Raw genomic sequence first — 16,816 nt, forward strand, 5'->3', positions numbered from 1 at the left:
TAACTATCCTTCATTTAATATTTCGGATTCACGGCCCAAGAATATCTCATAATTTCCTCTTATACCCTTTCAATCCTCAAACTCCAAAACTCTCAAACCTGAAACCTCGCATCCTGTACCTCGCATACCATATCCCGCATAAAAGTCATCTCCGAAAACCCGCCAATGGCTCAATTTTTGTTTCTAACAGAGCACTTAAATATCACTATATCTAAATTATTTCATTATGACGAATAGCAAAATATTCATGTTCGCAATGGCATCGGCAGCCTTGCTAGCATCATGTAATCAAAAAGAAAAAACCGTTGAAAATACAGTTGCTACAACAGATTCTGCTGCAGTGCAGACAGCACCTTCGGACAGTATTACCAAAGCAACTCCTACGGCTGCCGGAGATACTTCCGAAAATGCCCTTGACTGGCCGGGAACTTACGACGCTGTAGTTCCATGCGCAGACTGCCCGGGAATCAAGACGTCTCTGACAATCAATAACGATAAAACATTTAGCATTACTGAAGAATATATCGACAGAAATTCGAAAAACCAGGATAAAGGAACTTTTGAATGGGATGCAACAGGAAGTATGATCACTTTAAAAGGAAAAACCGCTAATTATAAGTATAAAGTAGGCGAAAATATTCTGATACAGCTGGATATGGACGGTAAAGAAATTTCCGGTCCGAACAAGGATCTGTATGTTTTCAAGAAAAAATAGAGGCTCAGGCCTTTATTTTTTTGCCTTTATCTTAAAACTGATAGGCAGTAATTTTTGGATCGTTGATAAGACTTCTGACCAACTCATCATGTCTTGTATGCCTGCCTGTAAGTCTCCAGATTATAGAAAGGCTTCCCTGTGTATACTGCATTTTCAGCATAAAATGTTTCAGGTGATGTTCCTTGAATATTTTTTCACAATGTCCTATATCTTCAGATCCCAACACCGTTATTCTATATTCTCTGATCTTATGGCTGCTGTCTATAAAATTCTGAAGATAAATCAATGCACTCAGGATCAGAAGCACCAGAACGGTTCCCAGCAAGGAAAGATAAACATAGCCAGAACCTACAGCCATTCCTATCGAAGCAGTAGCCCAGATGGTAGTTGCCGTGGTGATGCCGTCAATTTTATTATCTCCTTTAAAAATAACTCCTGCTCCCAGAAAACCAATTCCGGTAATGATATTTGCAGCCAAACGGTCCGGATTCTGTACTCCGATTTTAATGGAAAGAATAGTAAAAAGACAGGATCCGAAACAGACCAGAATAAAGGTTCTAAGTCCTGCAGATTTGTTTCTGTATTCGCGTTCCGCACCAATCAGCAGTCCCAGCAAAACTGAGATGAGTATCAGGAGCAGTTCGTTCTGAATCGCATAATGATCCTGGAGAAAATCCATTGTATAAAGTTTATCTGAATAAAATTACAATAAAAAAGCGTATCCTCATACTTTCTGATACCAGACTTTGTACCGTTCAAAATTCCGATTTAAAGGAAAAGTTTTGTAATATTACAGTTTAATATCAATAAAAAGATTCATCATGACTCCTATTTTTTTTGCTACAAAGGAAGAATTCAGACAGTGGCTGGAAAAAAATCACATGAATGAAAAGGAAATTGTGGTAGGATTTTACAAAAAAAGCACTGGAAAACCTTCCATGGACTGGCCGGAATCAGTGGATCAGGCTTTATGTTTCGGATGGATAGATGGAGTAAGAAGGTCTATAGATACTGAAAGCTTTTCTAACCGTTTTACCCCCAGAAAGCCCAACAGCATCTGGAGCGTAATCAATATTAAGAAGGTGGAAGAACTGACGAAAGCAGGCCTTATGAAACCGGAGGGACAAAAGGCATTTGAAGCCAGAAAAGAGGGCAAAACAGGGATTTACTCACATGAGAATGCCCTTCTACTCGATCCTGTGTATGAGCAGCAGTTTAAAGCCCATCAGAATGCCTGGGATTTTTTTGAGAAACAGGCTCCTTCTTATAAAAAAACGATCATTCACTGGCTGATGAGTGCCAAACAGGAAAAAACAAGACTTTCAAGACTGGAAAAAGTGATTCATGAAAGCGAACATTTACGAAGATTAAAATAAATAGACAGTATACTTAAAAAATAATTTATGGAGAAAGAAATTTCACACTTTTGGCTGGGGTATTTTAAAAATGAGGAGGATTTCGATGATTTTGCTGAAGAGAATGAAAGCTATTATACAGAGGAGGAAAACGAAGATTTATATGTCTCCAAATTTGCACAGTCTCAAAATATACAATGGTTTGATTATGATTTTCTGGAGTATGGTTTTGAAGAGGCCAGTTTAGGCATTTATGAAAAATTCGCAGATTATTCTTATGCAGACCAATGGCTTCCGGCTGTGGAACAGAAGATCAACGAACTGGGACTGGAAACTCCGGTGAACGCCATTATTTTTGCAAGCAGACATGTGATCCCAAGACCTGTTTCCGTGAACGATGAGGAGTATGCGCTTTACTACATCGGCGAAATTGAATATAACATCTAGTTTTTGTGAAAAAGACATCAATAAAGGATCATGGAAATCTGCTGAAGGTTTTTATGATCCTTTTAAATTATGACGCAATCCGGAGAGACATAATCATGCTCTGGGCAGATTCTGTTTTGGCCTCAGAAGAGGAATCTGAATATCCGTTTATTGAACTTTCTACCTCTAACAATACACTTGATACCATACAGATCTTAAACAGAAATTCCACCCATGCGGATAGCGAAATCACTTCCAGAGCTGTATTAGGTATTTTGTATCATATGCTTCAGGAAGAAAAGGTGGCTTTAAAAACGGCTTTTGAGGTTGCAACCTCTATTTCTTATGAAAAGCAACTTACCGATGCTGAACAGTTTCTTCTTTATCGTTTTGACGAATATATTGAACTCGGTCTGCATGAAACTAATGAAAAATTAAGGCTTTTCAACACTCATTTTGTGGATTTATTAAGGGTATATCAAGATTTCAGGCTTGAAAACCACAGCAACTGGCCGATTATCAATGAAAAAATGAAAATGGGTCTGGAAATTCAGCTTGAAACTGTCAGGAAAAAATATCCTTACTATTAGAAACCATGACTATTCCGGATCATACAAAGAAGGAAAAAACAAAGGAAATTTATGGAGTATCGGCAGAAAGTCTTATTTTTAAGTAAGTAAAGATTTCTGATATGTACAAAAAACTCATTGCCATCAATTCGGCTGTCGTACTGCTGTTGGCTGCTGTGTATGTTTTGGGATATTATGTGATGAACTATCCTATGCGGTTTGATTTATGGTACCTGTTGAAAGAATGTCAACTCCAGTATCTTATAGCCGTTCTGTGTATTACGGCACTGGCTTCTTATCTGATCAGCAGTCTGGATTTTAAAAAACTGAACTTTAAAAGTAAGTTTTTAAGTGTGTTTCCTGTGGTTAACATTCTGGCTGTGGCATTTTTCGTTTATATAGCCGCCGATGGATTTATAAAAAATAAAAGAAAGCTCACCAATCAGGAAAATTATTACATCCGGGAGGCTAAAAAGGACATCCAAAAAGACCAGATTATGATGAGATACACAGGTGGATTTTCAGTTTCCGGCTATGATCAGAAAACACTCAGCAGAATTGACAGTGTTACCAGAAAATACGGCATTATTTCACAAAATACAGGCTGCACCGTTGATATGACAGATATAAAAGCCCAGGAAAAATATGACGAAATCACCAATCCTTACCTTGAAAAAAGGAATGGGAAAGGCTGGAAAGAGAGAATGAAAAAAGAAATTGATGATGTGAAAAAAACTAAAAATCAGGGAACGGAATAAACAAATTTAAAGATGAATGAAGATCTGCAAAACGAAATTAATCTCCACTCGGCCGGAGCCACAGTACGGCACCGTTCTGATTTTGATCATTTGAAAAGTCATAAAAATGAATTTCAATTAGACAAAGAATTTATCGACAAATGGGTGTTACCATTTTACATGACCATACGCCATACTTCCGGCTTATGGATTGAAGAAATAAAACAACTCAAAGATGAGATCACTGAAGATATTACCGCTGCTCTTCTTGGAGATTTTAACTGGAGAACAAGAACTGTGGGAGCTTATTTTTCTGCTGTAAAAAACTATGAGAGTCAAGTTGACATCATTGGTGTACATCTTCTTAAAAGTGAAGTATGCTATGCAGGCGATCTGTATGCTCTTGTTTTTGCGTTTTATAATAATGAGAAAACTGTTCGGTACCTGAATCAGTATCTTGATTATTATTTACAAAAACCTGAACTTTATTTTGATCAGGAAAGAGTGATGGAAACTGTTGTTTATCTGGATACCATCAATGGCACCCATAATTTTGCAAAGCATCTTATTTACTGGGAAAAAATGCTGGAAAGAAGGAAGGAAATTTCCAAGATGAGGAATATACAAACCGCTAATTTCATTGAAAAGCAGGAAGGAAAAGCCAGAGCTGAAGAATTTCTGGCAGCTGTAAATAATTTTAAATCTCAGTACAATCTAGATACGGAATGGATTAGCGAACAAATTCAACTCTTAAAAGAATTGAGAGACTATTCTATTTAATAAAAAAACCATTGAAAAAAATTATACCTGTACTCGTTTCCTGCTTTTTGCTTGTTTATTCCTGTAAAAAGGATAACATAACTGCTACTGATCAGAAAAAAGATCCACTTACAGAAATAGATATCCAAAAAGATTCGTTAAACAATAAGAGTCTCGGACAACAAATTAACTCTTTTAAAATTGGAAAAAAAACTTCTGATCTGGTTCCGAACGGCTATGATATTCAGTATGATGCGGAAGGTGACCTGAATCAGGATAAGCTTCCCGACATCGCGCTTGTTATTAGGAAGAAAGCAGATACGCTGGCTGGCAGAAAAATGATGATCCTTTTAAAAAATCCGGATCAAACTTACCGCTTGGATAAAATTTCAGACACCGTACTTCCGGATGAATACAACGAGTCCGGATATAAAATGCATGACCCCGAAGATATTTCCATACAAAACGGTGAACTGAGCATTAATTTATATGATACAGGGCCCTACGGAAATCAATTCAGTAGGTTTAAATACCTGAACGGAGATCTTATCCTGACTTATATTGAAACCTATAATATGGGAGCAGGTTCTCATTCTGCGTTGTTTTATACACCGATGAAAGGGAAATTAACCCTTGAAACCTTGAATACTATGGAGGAAGAAATGCCTTCGGAATCTAAAAACTTTCAACTTAAAAGAGAAAGGTATTTATTTGAAAAAACGTCTCCGGATCATGTAATACGAAAGGTTTATGAATCTATTAGTGATTAACAGGCTTTTCCTTTAATAAGCCTATCTCAAAATAGCGAAAATGGGTAATTGATGGGTGTGTATAATTATTCGAATTTTGTTGGAACAGATTTGAAAAGATCTGTATCAAATCAATCGAAAAAAAAACATTAGCATCATGAAAACTCTACATTTCGGACTTTTAGGAAAGGAAAATACGGGTCCTTTTATTGTTACGGCTATTCTTTATAGCATTATTTTATGTCTGCCTTTTATTTATTTTCTGTATCTGAAGGGGCAGCCACATTATTCCAGACATGAAAATATAGATGAGGCAGGAAAAACCATTGTGGTAAAAGACTGGCGGGATGATGCAGAATCCAGACAGTTTATATTGCTTACAAGAGCATCTATTTTCAGTGCCGCTTTATCTTTCGGAGCGCTTGGAGCAGCGGTAAGCCTTATCACGCGGGCAAGAAAATCCAGCGCCTTCAACCCTAAAATAACCATCAAAGAATTAATTTCTATACAGACTATAGGTGCTGTTTTTGCTTTTATCCTTTCTTTGATTTTTATGGGCGAAATGATTGGCGGAACCTTATTCCCCAATGCTGATGAATTTTATTACATTCTCTATATTCCCGCAGCAATGGCAAAGCTTATGGTTTGGTCTTTCCTGGCAGGTTTTGCAGAAAGATTCGTTCCTAATATTCTTGAGAATTTAACCAAAATAAAAGATTCCAATGAGGATTCCTGAAACAATTTGTCTTTTTATTTTGAAAAATATTACAAAACTTGTGTTTCACAGAATATTTATATTTCATATCTTTAGTCAGTATTGATTTTGAATGAATGATCATTCTTAAAAAATACAGATGAAAAAACCAAGAGGAAGGTAAGATGAAGTGGTGAAAAATGATTATAAAAATTTCCTGCATCACACAGAAAATTTTGGAAGGCTAAAGTTTTAGTCTTCTTTTTTTTGGATAATAGAGAAGTGAAAAAGAGTAATAAATCCTTGATTTATCTAACTTATAATACTACCTGATTTCGGAATAATGAACAGCATGATTGATTATTAAAATGTTATCATTTATCGCAAGGGGAAACAAGATTTTTATACTTTTTTGAATGTTTCTAAAGCTAAACAAGGCCACTTCGTTTATTAAAGTAATACAAAAATAGGCTATTACTTAGATTGGCTTTATGTCCTTATGTATCTTAAAAATGAAAAATCATCGTACAAACCTTTCTGTTTAGCTTTTCGATTAGGAAACCTTATTCCGGGTTCAGGTTAAAACAAAAAAAGGTGAGCTTCAAAACTCACCTTCCTTTTTATCTTTTATTTGATTAATGTGCTTCCAGCCAGTTGTTGCCTACTCCCACTTCTACCAATAACGGCACTTGTGTTTTCAGGGCACTTTCCATTTCTTCTTTGATCAGTTTTGACGCTTTTTCAATCTCGTCTACGGGAGATTCAAATACAAGTTCGTCATGAACCTGAAGCAGCATTTTGGTCTGAAGTTTCTGCTCCTGAAGTTCTTTATCAATTTTAATCATGGCCAGCTTTACCACATCTGCAGCACTTCCCTGAACGGGCGCATTCACCGCATTTCTTTCAGCGTGACCTCTTACCACAAAGTTATTGGAATTGATGTCTTTCAGATGGCGTTTTCTTCCTAAAATGGTTTCCACATATCCTATCTGGCGGGCTTTGCTTACCTGCTCTGCCATATATTCCTTTAATTTCGGATAAGTTTCGAAATAGGCTTCGATCATCTGTTTTGCTTCGGTTCTTGAAAGTCCGGTCTGTTCTGCCAGTGCAAATGCTCCCTGCCCGTAGATAATTCCGAAGTTGACGGTTTTGGCCTGGCTTCTCTGTATTTTGGACACTTCTTCCAGAGGAATTTTGAACAGTTTTGCCGCTGTTGATGCGTGGATATCTTCGCCATGCTGGAAAGCTTTGATCATATTATCTTCTCCTGAAATCTCAGCAATCAAACGAAGTTCAATCTGTGAGTAATCGGCAGAAATAATCTTTTTTCCTTCTCCTGAAACAAAAGCTCCCCTGATTTGTTGTCCGCGAAGGGTTCGGATCGGGATATTCTGAAGATTTGGATTTACACTTGCCAAACGGCCTGTAGCAGCGGTAGTCTGCGAGAAATTCGTATGGACTCTGTTGTCCTGCTTATCTATCTGCGAAGGCAATGCATCTACATAGGTAGATTTCAGCTTCTGATAGGTTCTGTATTCCAGAATATGCTTGATGATCTCATGTTTTGAAGAAAGCTTTTGCAGCACATCTTCCGAGGTTGCATACTGTCCTGTTTTTGTTTTCTTGGCTTTAGGATCCAGCTGCATTTTTTCAAAGAGGATTTCTCCGAGCTGTTTCGGGGAATTCATGTTGAATTCTTCTCCTGAAAGTTCAAATATTTTAAGTTCCAGCTGTTTCAAATCATTTTCAAGGTCAACACTTTCCTGAGCCAGCCATTTTTCATCCAGAGAAATTCCGGACAGTTCCATTTTTGCCAGCACCTCCATCAGAGGCATTTCTATATTGAAGAAAAGATCTTCCAGGTTTTCTTTTTTAAGCTGTGGAGCAAACAGTTCATACAACTGGAAAGTTACGTCAGCATCTTCTGCTGCATAGTCGGTTTGCGTTCTCAGGTCCGCATCTCTGAAAGTTCCCTGTTTTTTCCCTTTTTTCCCGATGATGGTTTCAATGGAAACGGGTTTGTAATTCAGATAAACTTCGGAAAGATAATCCATTCCGTGTCTTCCGTCCGGGTTCAGCAGATAATGGGCGATCATGGTATCGAACATGGCCCCTTTCACTGTAATATCGTACTGTTTTAATATTTTATAATCGAATTTTAAATTGTGGGCAATTTTCAATAGGTCCTCTTTTTCAAAGAAAGGCCTGAAAATTTCCAGAGTCTGAAGCACTTCATCTCTATTTTCGGATAAAGGAATATAATAAGCCAGACCTTTTTTATAAGAGAAACTCATTCCTACAAGCTCTGCTTCAAGCTCATTCAACGAGGTAGTTTCCGTATCAAAACAGACTGCTTTCTGTTGTAATAAATTACTGACCAGTACTTTCTGCGCTTTAGGATTGTCCACAAACTGGTACAGATGGTCATTATGCTCTATATTGGATTTGGTGGATGTTGCCTGATCCAGTTCTTCAAAATTAGCAAACAGATCGAGCTGCATAACCTGCCCTTTTATTTCCGTAACTGTTGATACCTGCTTAATCTCAGCCTCACTTACTGCCGCTGTTTCTACAGGTGCGGAAGCAAAAGCTCTGTAAAGGTTTTCATATAATCTCCGGAATTCTATTTCCTCAAAAACTTCTTTTACTTTTTCAAAATCCGGTGTATCCAGATCGTACTGCTCCTGATGGAATTCTACGGGAGCATCACAGATAATGGTAGCCAGTTTTTTGGATAAAATCCCTCGTTCCGCAGAAGCTTCCACCTTTTCTTTAAGCTTTCCTTTCAGCTTATCGGTATTCTGAAGTAAGGTTTCTATATTCCCGAATTCTTTAAGGAATTTCATGGCTGTTTTTTCTCCTACACCATCCAATCCCGGGATATTATCTACCGCATCTCCCATCATCGCAAGGAAGTCTATAACCTGTTTAGGATCTTCAATTTCGTATTTTGCTTTTACTTCATCTACACCCAGAATTTCTATATCACCTCCCTTTAAGCCCGGTTTATAGATCTTGATTTTATCGGTAACGAGCTGGGCAAAATCTTTATCCGGCGTCACCATGAATGTGGTATACCCTTCTTTTTCTGCTTTACACGCAATCGTTCCTATGACATCATCTGCTTCATAACCTTCTACCCCCAAAATCGGAATATGCATAGCCTGCAGGATTCTGTGAATGTATGGAACTGCAATTTTAATGGCTTCAGGAGTTTCACTTCTGTTGGCTTTGTATTCTGAATAGTCGTCAGTTCTTACGCTGGCCTGTCCTACATCGAAAACAACTGCCAGATGGGTTGGTTTTTCTCTTCTGATTAATTCAATCAAAGAATTGGTAAAACCAAAAATAGCAGAAGTATCCAAACCTGTGCTGGTAAGTCTCGGATTTCTGATCAATGCGTAATATCCTCTGAATATCATTGCATAAGCATCAATAAGGAAGAGTCTTTTATCGTGTGTTGCGTCCATAATATCTATAATGAACAAATATAAGAAAATAGGAATATTTTTAGAAGGAATGAGAGAGGAATTGTGAGTTTTTGGGATGGGATGCGGAATGCGGGTTTCGGGGTGCGAGCTATGGGTTTGAGAGTCGGAGCGTTTTAGGGTTTGGGGGTTGTAGTGAGATTATATGAATGTCTGCAATTTGATACTAACTAAAATATATATTTAATGCAGAAATTTTACATAAAAGTCTTATGTTTGTTATCTGCTATCTAAAATCCGGTGGCTTCGAGGGCCTCAGCCACCGGGTATTGGTCGCCAGTAGTAATTTTCAGCTTTTAAAATTCACATTTCACTTTCGAAGCAAAATTCACCACTCACATTTTCCAACCTCAACCTAAAAATCTCACGTCTGACATCTGCTCTCTAAAATCTTGATTCTTGCGTCTTGGCTCTTGATTCTAAATGACAAACTCACACTCATCAGTCATAAAAAAACAGAACAACATTGCTGCTGTTCTGTTTGGTTGTTATTTTCTTAAAAGACTTGGGTCTGATTAATGCCCTGATGAAGGCCACATTCCACGGTATTCTGAGTTACCAAGCGTGATTACTTCAGCGCTTACTACGAAGCTGATCAGCATACTGTTGCTGTCTACTGCATCGAAGTCTACTTCGTGCTGGATTACATATCCGTTTTCCCACTTCAGGGTAGTTAATGTACCTTCTTCGTGAGATTTATTGAAAGTAACCTCACCTGTTGTAGGCTTGTATTTTCCGTTTAATAAGCTTTCCAGGATATCAGATTTTTCAGTAGCTTCTACTGTCACTTTGATAAGAGCGTTGGAAGGATCTGATGCTACACGTCCTGAAACGTCTGTAGATCTTGATACGCTATAGTTAAGCTTTAATAATTTTTGTCCTTCTCCGTTGTTGAATTTTAAGATTCCTCTTGAGTTTGCTGCCATGATTGGTGAATTTTAATTGTGTTATATATATTGTGAATAGTGATTGATTACAGAGCAAAGATAAACTCGATAAGGGTACGGAAAAAGTTTTTGAATGCAAATCTGAAATATTGTAGTAATTCTACGATTTGATGTCGTAATTCTACGACTTTTGATTTAACATAATGGTTTAAATGCTTATTTGGAAGGAGTTTAATGATAATAGTTCCGGTGCTTTCAAGTTATTATTTTACACGAATAAGAGAAATATAATATTTCTATTTTCAATAAATCTCAAGACTAAATTAACAAGTAAAAAATTTAATCTACGGGAGTATTTGCAACTACACTACTGCCATTAGGTTCTGCTGCCAAGTCATTTGCCATCCCTCCTGCCAGTGCGGCTCTTGCCTCCTCAGAAAATATGGTTCCTATAAATGGTATTAAAAATAATCCTCCCTGTATAGAGTTTGATTTTAGATTTCCAAGACTTGATTTTAAGTTTTCAGCAACGGCAGTCCTTCCATCATCAACCATACTCGGAGTCATTCTTCCATTATTATAAAATCTTATAGAATTTTTCCATTCCGGGTACTTACCGCTATTTAAATCATTTAACAATTGTTTGGCCAGAGGATTATTTCTGAGAACCGGCCGACTGAGACCGTCTAGTTTATCCAACTGCTGCATTAAATCTTTATTCTGAGCATAAATAGTATAAGAAGTTACAACATTCGTTACTTTACTAAGAACCGTAATGTTATATTTTCCACCGCTTTTTTCCACTTTAAGCAGATCCTCTGAATCTTGTGTAAAGTCATCAGGCTTAGCAGGAGCTCCCCAATACTTGTTTTCATCAATATCAGTTTCTTCGGGTTTTCCGGTTTTCGGATCAATGATGTTTTCCTTATGATTATTCATATTATCATAAGTAACATTATCCTTTAAATCACCATTATTCTCATGTCCCCATCTTATTCCTCCTCTAAGTCCGTAGTTTATACTACTGAAAGCAAGAAACCCTACGCCAAACCTTCCCACTGTCATCCAGGCTTTCATCCCTATAGATGCTGTCCCAAATCCGGCAAAAGCACTTGGAAGAAAAAATCCGGCACCAAATGAAGCAACGACATTAATTCCCAGTTCCCATTTATTCTTTGTAGCGATAGAACTTGCGGCCGCTTTTGCAGATGCTTCATCAAAAAATGGGGTAAGAATACCGTCTTTTTTACATTTTAAAATGGAGGAACGGGTAATGGCTGAAGCTCCATTGATTTTTACACTGTTGTGTGCCAAGAACCACTGCCCTCCATTTAAAGGATCTGTACATTTATGATTTACCGCAACTACAGCTGCAACAACTCCCGAAGCCAATAAAACACCTCCAGCAGCTAAAGCAACCCAGCCTAAAGGGTTTGATAATAGTAACGCTCCGACGATAAGACCTGCACCAAAAGCTAACAAGGTACCAGCTAAATTTGCAGGTGATTTACATGTAAATTCAACCATTATATTCTTATCATCAACTGTGAGTAAAGGTTGTTTAGTATTTTGATAATAAACATCCGCCGTTTTTCTACTGAAAGAAAATTTTTGCGGCTCCGAACTTAACTGGTAAGTACACACTGCAAAAACTTTATCTTGTGGAATATATGAAACTGCCATAATCTTTTTTTAACATTTAATTATCAACTTTTCTAACAGTAATTTTTCTCATTTGGCTTGATTAATCCAGATCTAATAAACATCTCTTTTTTACAGGGAGAATACATAAAACAATCCAAACAATAAGGTCAGTAGTCCTAAAGCTAACAGTATAAAAGGCAACCAGGAAACAAATAAAATACAGTAATCTATACCCTTTTTGATTTTCTTGCCTTTTAATACTTCTGTTACCTCTTTCTGTAGGTTTTTTATATTACTAACCTCCTCTTCAGTGATTTTTTGAAGACTCACCCAAACAATCCAATAAACATATTCTTTGTTTTTTGTGTTTATTCTCAACAAATGCCCCATTGTTTTATGGGTCAACAGATAAAAGTTATAATCAATCACATCTCCTTCTTCTATTTCTATATTCCGGCTTTCATTTATATTTATAGTATTCTTTACTACATTAAATGAAACTAATTTTGTAAACTTTAAATTGATATAGAACATCATCAAAGTAAGTAAAGACAATCCAAATATCAGAAAATAGGTTTGGTTAACAGTATAACTGAATTTTTGAGCAAAATAAACCAATACGATTACCAGTATTCCCATTCCCAGCATAGAAAGGAGTAAAACTTTAAAATTTGCGATTCTATATTGCTTCTGCATATTATAATTCTACTTTTTTAATTTTATATTCAGTAATGATTTCAAAATTGTTTTTTACTTTTTCAGCTATTGAGGCTTTTCCTTCTGTCATAAAATTAGATTTTTTATCTATTGTATAAGTAATTCGATAGACAAAATCAAATTCAGAATAGCTATACTTAATGGTAGGCTTATAAATCTGATCATACATTCCTTTAAGACCTTCTTCGGACAAATCCTTTCTATTAAGCGTTCCTACAAGACGAAAAGTAGCTGAATTTTCATCTTCATTTACCATTGATTTTACAATATCCGTAGATAGCTCTACATTCGGGAAAATCTGTGAGAACTGATGCACTGTATAATCTTCCAGCCCTGCTCCTTGATAAGCTCTGAAAAATATATGATAAAAAAGGTTTTTATCCAGCATTCCCGCAAAATTTTCTTCTTTCAGAAATTCTTTATTTCCGGTATCAACAACATCTTTTGCCTGAGCAGGAGCCTGAGAAGACAGTTGCTTAAACATATCATCATTGGCCAGTCCAAAATCTCTAAAATGTATCCATCTTTTTTCTATATCATCCCTATTATAAACTTTATCAACCTTACCCGATTTCAATATTTCAACAATAACCGGACTTTTTATTTTTTCGAATTTGTGGGAAAATTCAAAACCTTTCTCAAATACGACCGGATCTACACTAAATGTAAAATCGGTTACACTGATATCAAAAATAGGACTATGATCCACTTTTTGAACTAAAAATTCAAGATAGGTATTGGCAGACATCGTAATCACCTCATTATTAACTCTGGAAATATTCAGCTGCTCGCAACGATACCTTGATTTAAGATTAAAATCAAGATCTTTAACATTCTGATTTTTATGAAGAACATCTTTAAATGATTCTGCATTTATAATTACATGACTAAGTTGTATAGGCAGCTTATCACCAATGATTAAGCTTGCTATGCCGCTATGGGAATTATGAAAGGCTTTTAAATATTCAGTTTCAATTTCATATTTCTTCGCAATGGATTCTAAAGTATCCGATTCCTTGATCTCATATCTAATTACTTTCATATAATTAATTTATCTCTACCTGTGTTCCGGTTATTTTCGTATTCCCCTTAAAATTAGCTGTAGCACTTCCCGCCTTAATATCCACTTCAGCACTTGTAATCGAAATTTTAGTTCCTGTGATGACAATCTCGCTGCTTCCTACTTTGAGTGTTATTTTATCAATGCCTGTTAAATCAATAACTCCGGCATTATCCATTTTAAATACACTGTTTTCGCCGCCAACGGCTACTTTGTGAGTATTTCCAACATCAGTGGTGTGATCACAGCCTACTTCCAGCTTTTTATTATTTCCAACTTTGTCTATTTTATCGTTGCCTACCGTTTTCGTGCTGTCATTATTGGCGTTATGGACTACGTTTCCAGCACCGTCAAAAAACATATTGGCTCCTCCCTGATCCTTCAGATTCATAGAACCGGCTCCATTGTCATATTTCAATTCGGCCCCGCTTCTTCCGCTAAAGCTCATCACATTATTTCCCGTTCCTCCGCCTGCTCCAATGCTGCCGTGAAACATTCCTCCCATCACAAAAGGACGGTCAGGATGCTGATGAACAAAATTAACGATCACCTGGTCTTCCACTTCAGGAACAGACATAAAACCTCTGTTTTTGTTTACTTTATCACTGCTTCCTGCATCAGGAGACATAACACGGATAAATTCTGTGGTATCCTGCCCTCCCTGCCAGTCAAACTGAACTTTTACACGTCCCTGATTTAAAGGGTCTGTATTGGAAATTACCTTAGCAAACTGTGGCTCTGCCTTCGGGTTTTCAAACTCCGGGCGGGGAATATATCCTGTATCTGCCGCAATAGCTTCAAAAGTACCTTCATAATACCCTCTTGCATCGACTTCATGGGTAACTCCAATAATCATTAATTTGGTAAAATAGGAAGTATCATTGGTGTCTGCTTTACGCATTTCGATATCCGCAGTACATCCGGGATACAGGAACGGAACTGTTGTAGCTCCTGAGGTAATGAAAACCTCGGATGCCTTGCTTCCGGCTGTTCCTTTCTGTGATGCATCAATATCCATAAAAGAAGTCGCTTTAATCGGAGCAACTCTTAAAGATGGGGTCTTAAAGGTTTTCTCTGAGATTTCATAAGCGCGTTTGGCAATATCTGAAGTATGACTGATTTTTGAGTTTCCGGTAGTCAGCTTTTCATTTTTACTGCTGTTGTAGCCGTAAAAACTTGGGCTTACGTGCTGGGCTTTCATCTTGATGGCAATATCGCTGACACTGCTTCCGTAGGTAAGTTTTACAGGTTTTTCCTGAGGCGGAAGTTTTCCGAAGTGGAGTACTTCGCCATCGTAATAAAACTGTTCGCCGTATGCTTCTGCAATTCTGGCCAGATAGTTATAGTGGGTTTCTTCGTATTGTGAGCTGTAGGGAACATTTCCATGCTGAGCATCTACTCTGAAATCGAATTTATTCTGCCCGAGTCCTTCTTTTATTACATGGTCTGCAATACTGTTTAAACTTACTTCCTGCCCTCCTCCGAAACTCTGGATATGAGGCGCTGCATCCAGCAGTACTGTAGGACTGAAGCCGCTGAGAACAATATTTCCCAGACTTCCCTTTTCCTGACTGAAACCGACTTCTGTAATGACTCCGACGAAATTACGCTCGGGTCCCTGTTCAATATCTTTATATTTAAATACGACTGTAATTCTCTTTCCTAAAAAATTCTGGGCTTCCTGCAGATTGTGATTTTCTGCACCACCCAAAGTATCATGGGCAAGCATCAGACTGAATTCATGATGCTTTGAAGCATTCTGTACCAGCCTGAAATGTTTGAAATGCTTAATGATCTGACCCTCTACCACAATATCAAGTATCACTACACGGTTTATCCCAGCAATATAGCTTTCCGGAATTGCCTGTGCATTGTGTATTTTAGAAGTGGGTTGTTTGGACCATACTTTATTTTCGGTAACAGAAGGGTTGTTGGGTACCAGCGTTTGATTCATAAACATTTTTGAATCCTGTGCTGCACCGGAGTATATTTCCTGAGCTTTCTTCGCTGATTTTTTAACCGCTTCGTCAGCTTTCTGGAGCTTATCATCTATTTTTTGTACCGCTATATTTTCAGCTTCTTTCAGCCTTTCTGTGCCCTTTATATTCTGCATTCCTCCTTTTGGAGTTTTTCCTTTTATCGATTGATCATCCTTAAACATAGTGTGTTTTTTTTTGCTTAAATTAAATAATAAAATTGAATAGCATTCCAAAGACTTACTGTCATGAAAAATCATGTTGTTCTTTCTTATCTGTCTTACCTGAAAGAAGTTGGGTAAGATCAGTATTCTGGCTCTTTATAGGTAAAACGCCAAAAACAGAATAGTATATTCTTACGAATACACTATTCTGCACCAATTTATTTTTACTAAGAGATTGTTCAGATTATTTACCATCTGAAGGCCAAAGCCCGTCGAACTTAGAATTACCGTAGCTGATTCCTTCCGCACTTACTACGAAACTGATCAGCATGCTGTTTTCATCTACTGCGTCGAACTCTACCTGGTGCTGGATTACGTATCCGTTTTCCCAGCTTAAAGTGATAAGTGTACCTTCTTCGTGAGATTTGTTGAAAGTCACCTCTCCTGTTGTAGGTTTGTATTTTCCGTTCAGTAAGCTTTCAAGGATATCAGATTTTTCAGTAGCTTCTACTGTTACTTTGATAAGGGCATTGGAAGGGTCTGATGCTACACGTCCTGAAACGTCTGTAGATCTTGATACACTGTAGTTCAGTTTTAATAATTTCTGACCTTCTCCTCCGTTGAATTTTAAGATTCCTCTTGAATTTGCTGCCATGATTTGTAAATTTTAATCGTTAATATTTTGTGATTGGGTGATTGATTACATAGCAAATATATAACGTCCTCTTATCATAAAAAAGCATTTGAATGTAAATCTGAAAATTTGTAGTAATTCTACGATTTGATGTCGTAATTCTACGACAATAGATTTAAAACACTAAACTAAACAAATGATTATCAAATATTTAAAATAAAATAAAGAACAATAAATTCAAT

16 protein-coding genes are annotated in these 16,816 nt (G+C 37.0%); 8 read left to right on the forward strand and 8 right to left on the reverse strand.

Going from position 1 to position 16,816, the window contains the following annotated elements:
- The first annotated feature begins 226 nt into the window (after positions 1–226).
- Positions 227–715: a copper resistance protein NlpE gene (locus ACM46_RS18850; RefSeq protein ID WP_048508214.1), complete on the forward strand. Its 489-nt coding sequence runs from the start codon at positions 227–229 to the stop codon at positions 713–715.
- A 31-nt stretch (positions 716–746) separates the two neighbouring features.
- Here ACM46_RS18850 and ACM46_RS18855 read toward each other — a convergent pair whose 3' ends face one another.
- Positions 747–1,394 (reverse strand): MgtC/SapB family protein, encoded by a 648-nt coding sequence (locus ACM46_RS18855; protein ID WP_048508215.1) that lies wholly within the window; start codon positions 1,392–1,394, stop codon positions 747–749.
- Between the two features lie 142 nt (positions 1,395–1,536).
- Between ACM46_RS18855 and ACM46_RS18860 the strand changes: the two genes are divergently transcribed.
- The 7 genes from ACM46_RS18860 to ACM46_RS18890 all read left to right on the forward strand — a co-directional run bounded on the left by ACM46_RS18860 (position 1,537) and on the right by ACM46_RS18890 (position 6,046).
- The gene (locus tag ACM46_RS18860) at positions 1,537–2,091 is read left to right on the forward strand and encodes a YdeI/OmpD-associated family protein (protein ID WP_048508216.1); all 555 of its coding nucleotides are present in this window, start codon (positions 1,537–1,539) and stop codon (positions 2,089–2,091) included.
- Positions 2,092–2,118: 27 nt separating this feature from the next.
- Entirely contained in the window at positions 2,119–2,517 is a 399-nt protein-coding gene (locus ACM46_RS18865; RefSeq protein ID WP_048508217.1) for an immunity 22 family protein, read from the forward strand.
- A gap of 5 nt (positions 2,518–2,522) precedes the next feature.
- The gene (locus tag ACM46_RS18870; RefSeq protein WP_048508218.1) at positions 2,523–3,086 is read left to right on the forward strand and encodes a hypothetical protein; all 564 of its coding nucleotides are present in this window, start codon (positions 2,523–2,525) and stop codon (positions 3,084–3,086) included.
- Between the two features lie 101 nt (positions 3,087–3,187).
- Positions 3,188–3,823, forward strand: a complete 636-nt coding sequence (locus ACM46_RS18875; protein ID WP_048508219.1) for an FEKKY domain-containing protein — start codon at positions 3,188–3,190, stop codon at positions 3,821–3,823.
- Between the two features lie 12 nt (positions 3,824–3,835).
- The gene (locus ACM46_RS18880; RefSeq protein WP_048508220.1) at positions 3,836–4,582 is read left to right on the forward strand and encodes a DUF6000 family protein; all 747 of its coding nucleotides are present in this window, start codon (positions 3,836–3,838) and stop codon (positions 4,580–4,582) included.
- 11 nt (positions 4,583–4,593) lie between these two features.
- A complete protein-coding gene (locus ACM46_RS18885; protein ID WP_131707627.1) occupies positions 4,594–5,331 on the forward strand; it encodes a hypothetical protein in 738 nt (245 codons plus the stop codon).
- Between the two features lie 136 nt (positions 5,332–5,467).
- Entirely contained in the window at positions 5,468–6,046 is a 579-nt protein-coding gene (locus ACM46_RS18890; RefSeq protein WP_048508222.1) for a hypothetical protein, read from the forward strand.
- A gap of 593 nt (positions 6,047–6,639) precedes the next feature.
- Here ACM46_RS18890 and polA read toward each other — a convergent pair.
- From polA to tssD (ACM46_RS18925), 7 genes are all read right to left on the reverse strand, one after another.
- The gene (gene polA, locus ACM46_RS18895; protein ID WP_048508223.1) at positions 6,640–9,474 is read right to left on the reverse strand and encodes a DNA polymerase I; all 2,835 of its coding nucleotides are present in this window, start codon (positions 9,472–9,474) and stop codon (positions 6,640–6,642) included.
- A 533-nt stretch (positions 9,475–10,007) separates the two neighbouring features.
- Complete coding sequence (gene tssD, locus ACM46_RS18900) at positions 10,008–10,418, reverse strand: type VI secretion system tube protein TssD (RefSeq protein WP_173426501.1); 411 nt, start codon at positions 10,416–10,418, stop codon at positions 10,008–10,010.
- 300 nt (positions 10,419–10,718) lie between these two features.
- Positions 10,719–12,062, reverse strand: a complete 1,344-nt coding sequence (locus ACM46_RS18905; RefSeq protein WP_048508225.1) for a hypothetical protein — start codon at positions 12,060–12,062, stop codon at positions 10,719–10,721.
- Between the two features lie 90 nt (positions 12,063–12,152).
- Positions 12,153–12,719, reverse strand: a complete 567-nt coding sequence (locus tag ACM46_RS18910; protein ID WP_048508226.1) for a hypothetical protein — start codon at positions 12,717–12,719, stop codon at positions 12,153–12,155.
- Between the two features lies 1 nt (position 12,720).
- Positions 12,721–13,782, reverse strand: a complete 1,062-nt coding sequence (locus tag ACM46_RS18915; protein ID WP_048508227.1) for a LysM peptidoglycan-binding domain-containing protein — start codon at positions 13,780–13,782, stop codon at positions 12,721–12,723.
- A 4-nt stretch (positions 13,783–13,786) separates the two neighbouring features.
- On the reverse strand, positions 13,787–15,961 hold the full coding sequence (locus ACM46_RS18920) for a type VI secretion system Vgr family protein (RefSeq protein ID WP_048508228.1): 2,175 nt from the start codon (positions 15,959–15,961) through the stop codon (positions 13,787–13,789).
- Between the two features lie 223 nt (positions 15,962–16,184).
- Positions 16,185–16,595 carry a type VI secretion system tube protein TssD gene (gene tssD / locus ACM46_RS18925; RefSeq protein WP_048508229.1) on the reverse strand — a complete coding sequence of 137 codons (411 nt, stop codon included), beginning with the start codon at positions 16,593–16,595 and terminating at the stop codon, positions 16,185–16,187.
- Positions 16,596–16,816: the final 221 nt, after the last annotated feature.

The organism is Chryseobacterium angstadtii, assembly GCF_001045465.1.
In the GTDB taxonomy this organism is placed as follows: domain Bacteria; phylum Bacteroidota; class Bacteroidia; order Flavobacteriales; family Weeksellaceae; genus Chryseobacterium; species Chryseobacterium angstadtii.